10 protein-coding genes are annotated in these 12,427 nt (G+C 71.1%); 4 read left to right on the top strand and 6 right to left on the bottom strand.

The features are described 5' to 3' along the window. Positions 1-44: 44 nt before the first annotated feature. Both JOD49_RS11230 and JOD49_RS11225 read left to right on the top strand, forming a co-directional pair. Positions 45-584, top strand: a complete 540-nt coding sequence (locus tag JOD49_RS11230) for a peptidylprolyl isomerase (RefSeq protein ID WP_191791239.1) — start codon at positions 45-47, stop codon at positions 582-584. A 155-nt stretch (positions 585-739) separates the two neighbouring features. Beyond that, on the top strand, positions 740-1,468 hold the full coding sequence (locus JOD49_RS11225; RefSeq protein ID WP_372441284.1) for a rhomboid family intramembrane serine protease: 729 nt from the start codon (positions 740-742) through the stop codon (positions 1,466-1,468). 179 nt (positions 1,469-1,647) lie between these two features. Here the strand turns inward: JOD49_RS11225 and JOD49_RS11220 are convergent, their stop codons facing one another. After that, the gene (locus tag JOD49_RS11220) at positions 1,648-1,902 is read right to left on the bottom strand and encodes a cell division protein CrgA (RefSeq protein ID WP_205307265.1); all 255 of its coding nucleotides are present in this window, start codon (positions 1,900-1,902) and stop codon (positions 1,648-1,650) included. Between the two features lie 176 nt (positions 1,903-2,078). Here JOD49_RS11220 and JOD49_RS11215 point away from each other — a divergent pair, with 176 nt between their 5' ends. After that, complete coding sequence (locus tag JOD49_RS11215) at positions 2,079-2,906, top strand: DUF881 domain-containing protein (protein WP_205307264.1); 828 nt, start codon at positions 2,079-2,081, stop codon at positions 2,904-2,906. Positions 2,907-3,167: 261 nt separating this feature from the next. Beyond that, positions 3,168-3,815 (top strand): aminodeoxychorismate/anthranilate synthase component II, encoded by a 648-nt coding sequence (locus JOD49_RS11210; RefSeq protein WP_205307263.1) that lies wholly within the window; start codon positions 3,168-3,170, stop codon positions 3,813-3,815. 333 nt (positions 3,816-4,148) lie between these two features. On the opposite strand, the gene pknB is transcribed toward JOD49_RS11210, so the two are convergent. The 5 genes from pknB to JOD49_RS11185 are packed head-to-tail and all read right to left on the bottom strand — an operon-like array spanning position 4,149 to position 12,425. After that, complete coding sequence (pknB, locus tag JOD49_RS11205) at positions 4,149-6,200, bottom strand: Stk1 family PASTA domain-containing Ser/Thr kinase (protein ID WP_205307262.1); 2,052 nt, start codon at positions 6,198-6,200, stop codon at positions 4,149-4,151. Next, positions 6,201-7,913 (bottom strand): serine/threonine-protein kinase, encoded by a 1,713-nt coding sequence (locus JOD49_RS11200; RefSeq protein ID WP_205307261.1) that lies wholly within the window; start codon positions 7,911-7,913, stop codon positions 6,201-6,203. After that, the gene (locus tag JOD49_RS11195) at positions 7,910-9,373 is read right to left on the bottom strand and encodes a peptidoglycan D,D-transpeptidase FtsI family protein (RefSeq protein ID WP_205307260.1); all 1,464 of its coding nucleotides are present in this window, start codon (positions 9,371-9,373) and stop codon (positions 7,910-7,912) included. Before JOD49_RS11195 ends, JOD49_RS11200 begins: the two co-directional genes overlap by 4 nt. Further along, entirely contained in the window at positions 9,370-10,977 is a 1,608-nt protein-coding gene (locus tag JOD49_RS11190; protein WP_205307259.1) for an FtsW/RodA/SpoVE family cell cycle protein, read from the bottom strand. Before JOD49_RS11190 ends, JOD49_RS11195 begins: the two co-directional genes overlap by 4 nt. Next, positions 10,977-12,425: a PP2C family protein-serine/threonine phosphatase gene (locus JOD49_RS11185; protein WP_205307258.1), complete on the bottom strand. Its 1,449-nt coding sequence runs from the start codon at positions 12,423-12,425 to the stop codon at positions 10,977-10,979. Before JOD49_RS11185 ends, JOD49_RS11190 begins: the two co-directional genes overlap by 1 nt. Between the last annotated feature and the right edge of the window lie 2 nt (positions 12,426-12,427).

The following is a 12,427-nucleotide window of genomic DNA, read 5'->3' as shown; positions in this document are numbered from 1 at the left end:
GGGCGACTGGCGGGCGCCACAGCACGTCATGTGAGAATGAGGGCATGTTCGCAACCCTCCACACCACTGCTGGTGACATCCGCATCGAGCTCCTGCCGAACCACGCGCCCAAGACGGTGGCGAACTTCACCGGTCTGGCGAAGGGCACCACGACCTGGACGGATCCCCGCACGGGCGCCGAGAGCAACGCGCCGTTCTACGACGGGCTGATCTTCCACCGCGTCATCCAGGACTTCATGATCCAGGGCGGTTGCCCCCTGGGTACCGGGACCGGCGGTCCTGGCTACACGTTCAACGACGAGATCCACCCCGAGCTCCAGTTCGACCGTCCGTACCTGCTGGCCATGGCCAACGCCGGGTCGCGTCGCAACCCGGTCTCGGGCGAGGTCGAGGGCACCAACGGGTCGCAGTTCTTCATCTCCACGATCCCGACGCCGTGGCTCAACGGCAAGCACACCATCTTCGGCGAGGTCGCGGACGACGAGTCGCGCGCCGTGGTCGACGCGATCAACACCACCCGGACGCGTCCGGGTGACCGTCCGGTCGACGACATCGTCATCACCTCGGTCACCATCGAGGACTGACCATCTCCGTCCCCGCCTTCGGGACACCGGAGCCGGCCCAGCCGGCTCCGGTGTGTCCCCGACACCCCGACCGCGTCTCCTACGTCCGCTGCCAGCGCTGCGGCCGTCCGGCCTGCCCCGAGTGCCAGCGGCCCGCCGCCGTCGGGGTGCAGTGCGTGGACTGCGTCCGCGAGCAGGCACGCACCGTCCCGCGCACCCAGACGGTCCTGGGGGGCACGGTCCGTGGCGGACGGCCCGTCGTCACGCTGACGATCATCGCGCTGTGCGTCGGGAGCTGGCTGCTCCAGCTCGTGACGGACGGCGGGTGGACCCAGCAGCTGGCCTTCGCGCCCTTCATCGGCGAGGTGGAGCCCTACCGCTTCCTCACCGCGGCGTTCCTCCACTCCACGGGCGTCTTCCACATCCTGTTCAACATGTACGCCCTGTGGATCACCGGGCCCTTCCTCGAGCAGATGCTCGGGAGGGTGCGCTTCATCGCGCTCTACGTGCTCGCGGCGCTCGGAGGGTCCGTCGGGGTCCTGCTCCTCGCGGACCCGTCGACGCAGAGCTGGTACACGGCCGTGGTGGGAGCGTCCGGCGCGGTCTTCGGGCTCTTCGGAGCGATCCTGCTCGTCCTGCGGCGCCTGGGGAGGAACGCGACCCAGATCCTCGTCCTGATCGGGATCAACGTGGCGATCGGCTTCATCCCCGGTACCAACATCGCGTGGCAGGCGCACCTGGGTGGGCTCGCCGTCGGACTGATCCTCGGGGCGGGGTACGCGTACGCGCCCAAGGCACGTCGTGTCGCGTGGAGCGTCGGCGTGACGGTGGCCGTCGCGGTCGCCCTCGTGGCGCTGACGGTGCTCAAGTACTCGACGGTCGGTCCGGGGTTCGTGGCGTTCTGAACCGACTACTCGACCTCGAATAGTTATCCACAGAGTTACTCACACCTGTGGAACTACACCGGTGTAGTTATCCACAGGCGGTGACGACCTGTGTACGCACGACCAGGGACAGGGTGGGTCCGCAGCGCTGCGGACCCACCCGAACCTGCTACCCGGTGGGTCAGGGCGAGGCCCTCGCCCTACTTCCAGCGCGTCGTCAGGACGAAGCCGGCGATGATCAGCGAGAACCCGATCGCCAGGTTCCACTGGTGCAGCCCCGGGATCGGCAGGCCCAGCCCGTTGCTGGTCAGGTAGAAGAGGACGATCCAGGCCAGGCCCAGCAGCATCAGGGAGAGCATGGTCGGGACGAGCCAGCGCGGGTTGCCGGTGTCAGGCTTCTTCACCTGCGGGGCCTTGACCTTGACTGGCTTCTTACGGGACTTCGACTCGGGCACGAGAGCTGGCTCCTGTCCTCGGTATGCGTGATCCTGGCACGAAGGGTGTGCAGGAGCTGTGTCGGGTGGGACGAAACGGCGCTGCGCGACGTCGTGAACGGCAACGCCATTCGACGTCTAGCGTAGTGGGCGGACAGAATAGCCGTGTGCACGGTCAGGCGGAGGTGGGTCAGGGAATGAGCCAGGACGACCAGGACGTCGACGCGCCCCGCGGCGGCGTCGACGAGCACGCTGCGTCCGGGGAAGGCGTCGGGCGTGCAGCCGACACCCCCGCCCCCACCCGGGGACGGCGCATCCGGTCCGGTGTCACGGTCCTCCTGGTGCTCACGCTCTCGGGCCTCATGTTCACGGCGAGCGCCAGGCTCGCGCGCAACCAGGACGGGCGTCACCCGCAGAACCTCACCGACCTCGTGCAGAACGAGGAGCGTCGGGTCGAGAACATGACCGAGAAGGTCGTCGATCTCGAGACCGAGGTCACCGCGCTGGCCCAGGAGCTCGCACCTGTCGAGGTGAGCTCGCCCGAGGTCGTCGTGAACACGGGCATCGTCGCGGGCTCGGTCCCGGTCAGAGGCCCCGCGCTCACCGTGACCCTCGACGACGCGCCGCCCACCCAGAAGTCGGTGGACGCCCGCGTGGACGACCTCGTCGTCCACCAGCAGGACCTCCAGGAGGTCATCAACGCGCTCTGGGCCGGCGGCGCCGAGGCGATGACCCTCCAGGGGCAGCGCGTGACCCCGACCACCGCGTTCCGTTGCGTGGGCAACGTGCTCAACCTGCACGGACGGGTCTACTCGCCGCCCTACGTGGTCTCCGCCATCGGCGACCCGGTCGCTCTCCAGGCAGCACTGGACCGCTCCCCCGTGATCAACATCTACCAGGAGTACGTCGACGCGTACGGACTCGGGTGGAAGGTCGAGAAGTCGTCCTCGCTCGAGATCCCCGCCTTCGAGGGCGCCACGGACCTGCAGTTCGCCCGGGTGCCCGGCGAGAAGGACGCGGCGTGAGCGTCGCCCGGCCCGTCACCCGATGCCGCAGCGCCGGTCGTGGTCGCGACGGCCGCCCCGCGCACGGCACGTGGCACGCCGTGGACGCCGTCACCGGGCCGACACCCGGCGGGTGATGATGTACGCGACGTCCTGGGTCGACGCGTCCGGCGCCGACCCGCGTCCGCGCGCTGCCGGTGCTCCGGGTCTCCCTGGGGTAGCGGAGCTCAGGCCGTCCAGCCGTTCAACCAGAAGACCGTCGAAGGAACAGGTGAGTAAGGGATGGTCCGCATCCTCGTCGTGGACAACTACGACTCGTTCGTCTACACGATCGTGGGGTACCTGAACCAGCTGGGCGCCCGGACGGTCGTGGTGCGCAACGACGCCGTCCCCGCCGTGGGCGCGGACGGCCTGTTCCGGGACGAGGAGGGCGTGTTCGACGGCGTCCTCGTCTCGCCCGGTCCCGGCACCCCCGCGGAGGCGGGGCAGAGCGAAGAGGTCATCCGGGCCTGCGCCGCGTCGCGTACGCCCATGCTCGGGGTCTGCCTGGGCCACCAGGCGCTCGCCGAGGTGTACGGCGCCACCGTGACCCACGCTCCCGAGCTCATGCACGGCAAGACCAGCCTGGTCGAGCACGAGGACACGGGTGTCCTGGCCGGTCTGCCCTCCCCCTTCACCGCGACGCGCTACCACTCGCTCGCGGTGGTCCCCGAGACCGTGCCCGCCGAGCTCGTCGTCACGGCAGCGACGGAGAGCGGGGTCGTCATGGCTCTCCAGCACCGTGACCTGCCGCTGCACGGCGTGCAGTTCCACCCCGAGTCGGTACTGACCGAAGGCGGGCACCGGTTGCTCGCGAACTGGCTCACGCTGTGCGGGGCCCCGGATGCCGTGGAGCGCTCGGAAGGGCTCGCGCCGCTCGTGCGCCGCTGACGCCGCTGACGCGGCCCTGCCGACGCCGCTGACGCCGCTGACGCGGCCCTGCCGACGCCGCTGACGCCGCTGACGCGGCCCTGCCGACGCCGCTGACGCCGCTGACGCGGCCCTGCCGACGCCGCTGACGCCGCTGACGCGGCCCTGCCGACGCCGTTGACACGGCGCGCTGACGGGGCGTGCTGACGGGGCCGAGCACCGGGTCGATACCAGTTTCCGTCGCTCCCGGGCCGGCGCAGCGTCACCTCGAACCTGGACCGAACGCACGAGGGCCCGGCACCGCAAGGTGCCGGGCCCTCGTGCGCTGCCGTTCCTACGGCTCGCGACGGGACGTCACGGAGTCTGGTTGCCGCCGCCGTTGCCGCCCCCGCCGGGCGGGCCGGTGGAGACCACGATGTCGACCTTGTCTCCCACCTCCAGGACGGCGTCCTTGCCGGGGTTCGTCGAGATGACGTTCCCCTTGGGGACGGAGGCCGACTCCTTCTCGGTGACGTTGCCCGAGTTGAGCCCTGCCCCGCCGAGGAGCTCCTTCGCCTCGTCGAGCGTCTTGCCCACCATGTCCGGCACGTTCGTCATCTCCGGTCCGGCCGGGGCGGGTGTCTTGGCGATGGTCAGCGTGACCTTCTGGCCCTGCTTGCCCGGGCCTGCGCCCGGATTCTGCTTGATGACCGTGCCGGCGGTCTTCGTGCTCTCCTCCTCGACGATCGCATAGCTGAGGTCGAGGTCGTCGAGGGCCGTCTCGGCCTCGGCCTGGGGCTTGCCGACCAGGTCCGGGATCGTGACGAGGCCGCTCGAGATGAAGATCTTGACCGCCGAACCGGCCGGGGCGCTCTCGTCGGCAGCGGGTTCGGTCCGTGTGACCAGCCCCTTCTTCACGGTGCCGTTGTCCTCCTGGTCGACCGTCGGGTCGACTGCGAGACCGGCGGACTCGATCTCGGCACGAGCCTGCTCCTGGGAGAGGCCCGCGACGTTCGGGACGATCACGGCAGCCGGGCCCGCCGAGAAGAACACGGTGACCTCGGTGCCCTTGTCGACCTCCGTGCCGCTCTCCGGGGACGAGCTGACGAAGGTGTCCTTGGGGAGCTGCGACTCCTGGTCGATCGCCTTGAGGAACTCCAGCCCCACCTCGTCGAGCGCCTGCTGGGCCTGCTCGGGGGTCGTGGTCGCGCTGAACGCCGGGACGGCGACCGTCTCCGGCTCGGCGGGCTTCTGGTTGAGCAGGATCATGGTGATGATCGCGGCGATCGCGACCACACCCACCGCGATGAGCGCCCACATGAGGCCGCGCTTCTTGCCCGATCCCTCGTCCTCCGGCTCACCCTCGGCCGGTGCCCCGACGGGCGGCTGCCCCGGGGGGACGGCGGCCGGGACTCCGGTGGTCTCCCACGGGTTCGGCGCACCGGCGACGGCGGGGCTCATGACCTGCGTCGCGTTCTCGAGCGGGCCCTGCACCTGGGTCGCTGCGAGAGCCCCGGCCCCCGCAGCGGCAGCAGCGGCGACGCCGAGGGCCGGAGCGGTGATGTGGCCACCCCGGACGGCGTTCTCCAGGTCGTTGCGGAACTCCGCGGCACTGCTGTAGCGGGCCGTGCGCTCCTTGGCGAGCGCCTTGAGGGTGATGCGGTCGAGGACCTCGGGGACGTCCGGGGCGAGGTCGCTCGGCTTCGCGGGTGCCTCGCGCACGTGCTGGTAGGCCACAGCGACCGGGGAGTCCCCGATGAACGGCGGGCGCCCCGTGAGGAGCTCGAAGAGCAGGCAGCCCGTCGAGTAGATGTCGCTGCGTGCGTCGACCGTCTCGCCGCGGGCCTGCTCGGGCGACAGGTACTGCGCCGTGCCGATCACGGCGTGGGTCTGGGTCATGGTCGCCGCGGAGTCCGCGACGGCTCGCGCGATGCCGAAGTCCATGACCTTGACCGCCCCCGTCGGGGTGATCATCACGTTCGCGGGCTTGATGTCGCGGTGCACGATGCCCGCGTGGTGGGAGTACTCGAGCCCCGACAGGACACCGGCCGTGATCTCGATGGCCTCGTCGATCGGGACGGCCTGACCGTCGCCGAGGATGTCGCGGACGGTGTGTCCCTCGACGTACTCCATGACGATGAACGGCACGTGCGCCGTCCCGCCGCCGGGCTCGACGTGGGTGTCCTCACCCGTGTCGTAGACCGCGACGATCGCCGGGTGGTTCAGTGCCGCCGCGGCCTGGGCCTCCCGGCGGAACCGGGCAAGGAACGACGGGTCCCGCGCGAGGTCCGAGCGCAGGATCTTGATCGCCACGGTCCGTCCGAGACGGGTGTCGTGGCCGATGTGCACCTCGGCCATACCGCCTCGGCCGATGAGCTCACCGACCTCGTACCGGCCGGCGAGTATCCGGGGAGCGTTGTCCACCACTTAGGAGTCCTTCGATGTCGTCGGGGCCGGGGACCCAGAGGGACCCGGCGCAATACTGAGCATCATCCCATCGTCGGACGCAAGGTCCGAGGACGAATGCAACGATCTGGTCACGTTCGGGGCAGAAGCGGCCCCCTCGGACCGTTCGTCGCCACCCCCCACGAGCGTCGCGACGAGCACGACCAGCAGGAGTCCGAGAAGGGCCAGGAGCGGCCACGAGAAGCCCTTGGCGAATCCACCGATCCGTTGTCCTGTCGTGGTCGACGTCCGCACGGGCGGCGCGTCCTGGGACGCGCGCCGACGCTCGGCACGGGTGACGCCCGCGGCGGCCGCCCGCTGAGGGCCGCCCTGCGCCGAGGTGCGCGACGCCGTCGGGCCGGACTCCGCGCGTCGCGGGCGCGCGGCCGACGCCCCACCGTGCATCTCGCGGCGCGGCGGGTACGAACGCGGCGCGTCCGCGGGCGGTTCTGCCGCCACGGAGGCCGAGGCGCGCTCCCACGGCAGCGCTGTCGACTCGGGCGCCCCGGGCCCGGAGGGCGCCGGCGGGGGTGGGGGCGGAGGGGGGACGGCCTGGCCGTCGAAGAGAGGCGTGTCCGACGGCGCCGCCGACGCCGCCGACGGCGCGGAGAGCGCCGAGTGGCTCGAGTAGCCCGACTGGGCGGACTGCGCCGACAGGCCTGACTGGGCCGACAGACCTGACTGCGCCGACCGTGCGGCGTCCTGCGGGCGCGGCGAGGAGATCGTGGGCAGCGGGCGCGAACGCAGCTCCTCGGGGATCTCGAGCGGCGTGGGCGAGCTCGGCGGCGGAGACGCACCGTGCCTGGCCGGCTGCGTGCGGCGAGCGCGGCGTGACGCGCCCCCTGCCCGGGCTGTCGCCCCCCACGGGTCGCGCGCGATGGTCTCTGCGAGGTCGTCGAGCGTCTGGGCGAGCGCCGAGGCCGGCATGGGGCGCGCCTTGGGGTCCTTGGCGAGCATCGCGTAGATGAGCGAGGCGAGGGACGGGTGCACGTGCGCGGGCAGCGGCGGCACCTTCTCGTTGACGTGCGCGACCGCGATGTCCACGGGCGTCGACCCCGTGAACGGCCTGTTCCCGGCGACCGACTCGTACGCCACGATCCCCAGCGCGTACACGTCCGAGGCGCCCGTCGCGGCCTGACCGATCGCCTGCTCCGGGGACAGGTACTGGGCCGTGCCCATGACCATGCCCGTCGCCGTCATGGGGATCTGGTTCGCCGCGAGCGAGACCCCGAAGTCCGTGATCTTCACGATGCCACGAGGCTCGAGCAGGATGTTGCCCGGCTTGACGTCACGGTGCACCACACCCGCGACGTGCGCGGCGTGCAGGGCTCGGGCGGTCTGCGCGAGGATGGGCAGCAGCTTGGACGGCATGAGGACGGGCTCACGCTCGAGGAGGTCTGCCATGGGCTCTCCCATGACGAGCTCCATGACCAGGTAGCCCGACTGGTTCTGCTCGCCGTAGTCGTACATCTGGGCGATGTTCGGGTGCGACAGCGCGGCGCTGTTGCGCGCCTCGGTGCGCAGGCGCTCCAGGAAGTCCTCGTTGCCCGCGTACTCCTCCCGGAGCAGCTTGACGGCGACCTCGCGCCCCAGCGCGCGGTCGTTCGCGACCCACACCTCGCCCATGCCGCCGATCGCGATGCGGCGGACGAGGCGGTAGCGGTCGCCCAGGGCGAGCCCCTCCACGGGTCTCACTTGTTCAACACCGCCTCCATCACTGCCTTCGCGATGGGGGAGGCCACTGCTCCGCCGGTCGCCTCGTTGCCGCGGTCGCCACCGTTCTCGACGATGACGGCGACGGCGACCTGCGGGTTGTCGGCAGGCGCGAAGCCCGTGAACCAGGCGTGCGGGGCCTTTTCCGGGTCGTTCTCGGCCGTGCCGGTCTTCCCGGCGACCTGGACGCCGGGGATGCGCGCGGGCTTGCCCGAACCGTTCTCCACGACGCTGATCATCATGGAGGTGAGCTGCTGCGCGGTGGTCGGCGACACCGAGGTGCGCAGGAGCGACGGCTCGGTCTGCTCGACGACCTCGAGGTCGGCGCCCCGGACCGTCTGCACGGTGTAGGGCGTCATCTGCTTGCCGCCGTTGGCGATCGCTGCCGAGATCATGGCGATCTGGAGCGGCGTGGCGCGGACGTCGCCCTGTCCGATCGAGGCGCGCGCGAGCTGCCCGCCGTCGTCGGTGACCTCCGCGTCCGGGAAGTGGCTGGCAGTGACGGTCATGGGGACGGACAGCTTCGAGTCGAAACCGAAGTCCTCGGACTGGGACCGCATCGCGTCCCCGCCGAGGGTGACCCCGAGGTCCGCGAACGCGGTGTTGCACGAGATGCGCATGGCGTCCGCGAGGGTCTGCTCGCCCGACGGCGAGCACCGGGCCCCGCCGAAGTTCTTCATGGTCGCCGTGGAGTTGGGGTACTGGTACTCGTCGGGGGCCGGGATGACGGTGTCGGGCGTGTACTGGCCCGACTCGAGGGCCGCGGCGGCCGTCACGAGCTTGAAGGTGGACCCCGGCGGGTACGTGTTGCCCGAGATGGCGCGGTTCACGAGCGGGTCGCCGTCGGCGTTGATGAGCGACTGGTACGCCTCGCTCGCGGCCTTGGTGTCGTGGGTCGCGAGGACGTTCGGGTCGTAGGACGGCTTGGAGACCATCGCGAGGATCTTGCCCGTCGCCGGCTCGATCGCGACGACCGCACCGCGCTGCTCGCCGAGCGCATCGTACGCGGCCTGCTGGGCCGCGGGGTCGATCGTGAGCTCGACCGACGCGCCCTGGGGCTTCTGCCCGGTGATCATGCCCTGGAGCCGGTCGATCCACAGCGTGCTCGCCTGGCCGTTGAGGAACTCGTTCTCCGTGCTCTCGATCGCGGTCTTCCCGTTGACGATCGAGAAGTACCCCGTGACGTGACCGAACACGGGCCCGTTGGTGTACGAGCGCTGGTAGCCGTACGGGTCGTCGACCGGGGTCGAGAGCGCGACCGACTCCCCCGCGACGACGATCGGGCCCCGGAAGTTCCCGTACTCGCGATACACCTGGCGCTTGTTGCGCGGGTCGTTGTTGAGCGAGTCCGCCTGGACGAACTGGATGTAGGTGGTCGAGACCATGAGCGCCAGGAACATGACGAGCACGACGGTCGCCACACGGCGCAGGGGGACGTTCACAGGTTCTTCCGCTCGGTGTCGTCGATGATCTCGGTCGCCCCGGTCATCGGGTCACCACCGCCCTCGGAGAGGTCGGTGCGCACGACCTGCGTGGGCAGGTCCTGGGAGGGGCCGCCACGCGAAGGTCCGACGGCGGCGCTCGCCTCGCCCGCCTCGACGGCCTCGTGGGAGCCCGCCCCCACCGCGACGGGCTGGCTGCCCGTGCTCGGACCGGTCGCGGCCTGCGAGGGGGCGACCTGGCCCCGTACCGGCAGCGACGACGGCCGGCGGGCGTTGTCGGAGATCCGCAGCAGGAGGCCGATCACGAGCCAGTTGGCGAGCAGCGAGGAGCCGCCCTGCGCGACGAACGGCATGGTCAGGCCCGTGAGCGGGATGATGCGGGTGATCCCGCCGATCACCACGAAGAGCTGCCACGCCATGACGAAGGCGAGGCCACCCGCGAGGAGCTTGCCGAACCCGTCGCGGACGCCGATCGCGGTCCGCAGGCCGCGCTCGACGAGCACGAGGTACATGACGAGGATCGCGAGCAGCCCGGCGAGCCCGAGCTCCTCGCCGAGCGACGTGTAGATGAAGTCCGAGTAGGCGTAGGGCACGAGCCGTGGGTAGCCCTGGCCCCAGCCGGTACCGGTCAACCCGCCGTTCGCGAGCCCGAACATCCCGCCCACGAGCTGGCCCGAGCCTCCTGGGTCGCGGCCGAAGATCTCCGGGGCCAACGGGTTGAGCCACACATCGACACGTGCCTGGACGTGGGGGAACACCGAGGCGGCGACGACCGCGCCCACCGCGAACATGCTCAGGCCGATCGCGACCCAGCTGAAGCGCTCGGTCGCGATGTACAGCATGGCGACGAACAGCCCGAAGAACAGGAGCGAGGTCCCCAGGTCGCGCTCGAAGACGAGGACTGCGAGCGAGGCGGCCCACACGATGACGAGCGGTCCGAGGTCACGCAGGCGCGGGAGCTGGAGGCCGAGGACCTTGGGGCCCGCGAGAGCGAGCGTGTCCCGGTTGGTCACGAGGTAGCCGGCGAAGAAGATCGCGAAGGCGATCTTGGCGAACTCCGCGGGCTGCAACGACAGACCTCCGATGCGCACCCAGATCTGAGCACCGTTGATGTTCCGGCCGATGACCGGGAGCAACGGCATCACGACCAGGACGAGGCCGACGATCATCGCGGTGTACGAGTACCTGCGCAGGGTCCGGTGGTCCTTGAGCAGCCAGACCACGCCGCACGCCGCGACCACGCCGAGCACGGTCCACAGGAGCTGCTTCGACGCCAGGTCCGAGGGGGACCCGACCATCGAGCCGCCGATGGCGATACGGCCGATCATCGCGAGGCCGATGCCGTTGAGAGCGACCGCGACGGGCAGGATCACCTGGTCGGCGTAGGGCGCCTTGAGGCGCAGGACCACGTGCCCGACCACGGCGAGCGCGACCAGGGTCAGGCTGTACTGCGTGAAGTTGTCCGGGAGCTTGTCCTGGAGCCCGAACCCCACCGAGGCGTAGGACCCGATGCCGATCGCGAGAGCGAGCACCAGCAGGCCGGCCTCGGCCCGGCGCGACGGGCGCTTGGTGGAGGCAGTGGCGTGCGGCTCGACCGTGGCCATCAGGGCGCCACCGGGGGAACGGCGGGGTCGGCGGGCGGGACGGCGGGGTCGGCGGGCGGGACGGCGGGGTCGGCGGGAGCCGCCGGGTCGACGGGCGGCGCCGTCTCCGTGTCCGTGGGGACAGCGGGCTCGGTGGGGTCGGTGGTCGTCGTCTCCGCCGTGGCGTCGGCGACGAGCCGGGTGGCGCGCTCGCGCGCGTCGTCGAACGACGTGGCGCTGATGGTCTCCTTCAGCCGGTCCACGACGTACGGAGGCAGGTCGTCGACCTTGGCCCCCGTGAGCTCGATCGGGGTCGAGAGCGTGAGCGGGCCCGCGCTCGTCGGAACGCCGCGGAACACCGCGACCTGACCGTCGGCGACGCCCACGTAGTACTGCTGCTGGGTCCAGCGGTAGCCGACGAAGGCCCCCGCACCCAGCGCGGCGAGGACGACCACGGTCACCACCGGGGCGATCCACCGCTTGGAACGCTTGGCGGGTCGCACGTCCGCCTCGTCGCCGGAAGGAGTGGCCGGACCCGCCGTGCCGTCCTGCGGAACCTGCTCCGGGTCCGTGGGAGGGTCACCCGCTGCGGCCTGCTGCTGGGCGGCGCTCGCCGACGCGACGAGCGACGCGGCCCGGGCGGCAGGACCGTCCTGCGCGGACGTCGGGCGGTCCCGGTCGATCGCCGCGGAACCGACGACGACCGGAGCGGTCGAGGGACCCGAACCGTCAGGAAGGGTGTCCAGGTCGACGACGTCGACCACGACGACCGTCACGTTGTCCGTGCTGCCCGCACGGAGAGCGAGGTGCAGGAGCCGCTCGGCGCACTCGTCCGTGTCCCGGACCGAGATCAACGTCTGCTCGAGCGTCTCGAGGCTCACGAACCCCGAGAGACCGTCGGAGCAGAGCATCCAACGGTCCCCCGGGCGAGCCTCGCGGACCGACATGTCGGGCGTGAGGTCCACGTCGAAGTCGCCGAGGACCCGCATCACGACGTTGCGCTGCGGGTGGTACTCGGCCTCCTCCGGGGTGATGCGGCCCGTGTCCACGAGGTGCTGGACGAACGTGTGGTCGGTCGTGACCTGGTTCAGGACGCCGTCGCGCAGCAGGTACGCGCGGGAGTCACCGAGGTGCGCCATCGCGAGCGTGTTCCCGCTGCGCAGGAGGGCCGTGACGGTGGTGCCCATGCCCGCGAGCTCGGGCGTCTGCTCGCTGCGCTCGACCAGGTCGAGGCGCGCGTTGTCGATCGAGGACTCCAGGAGGCCCAGGGCCTCGTCGGGGCCGTGCGACTCGCCGTCGAGCGGGGCGAGGGCAGCGACCGCGAGCGAGGACGCGACGTCGCCGCCGGCGTGCCCGCCCATCCCGTCGGCCACGACGATCAGGTGCGGACCCGCGTACCCGGAGTCCTGGTTGTTCGACCGGACGAGGCCCACGTCGGAGAGGGCGGCGTACTTGAGCGCGATGTTCATGG

The sequence above is a fragment of the Oerskovia jenensis genome (assembly GCF_016907235.1).
Classification (GTDB): domain Bacteria; phylum Actinomycetota; class Actinomycetes; order Actinomycetales; family Cellulomonadaceae; genus Oerskovia; species Oerskovia jenensis.
Note: the sequence above shows the minus strand (reverse complement) of the source record. Positions and strands in the feature narration are given on the sequence as shown.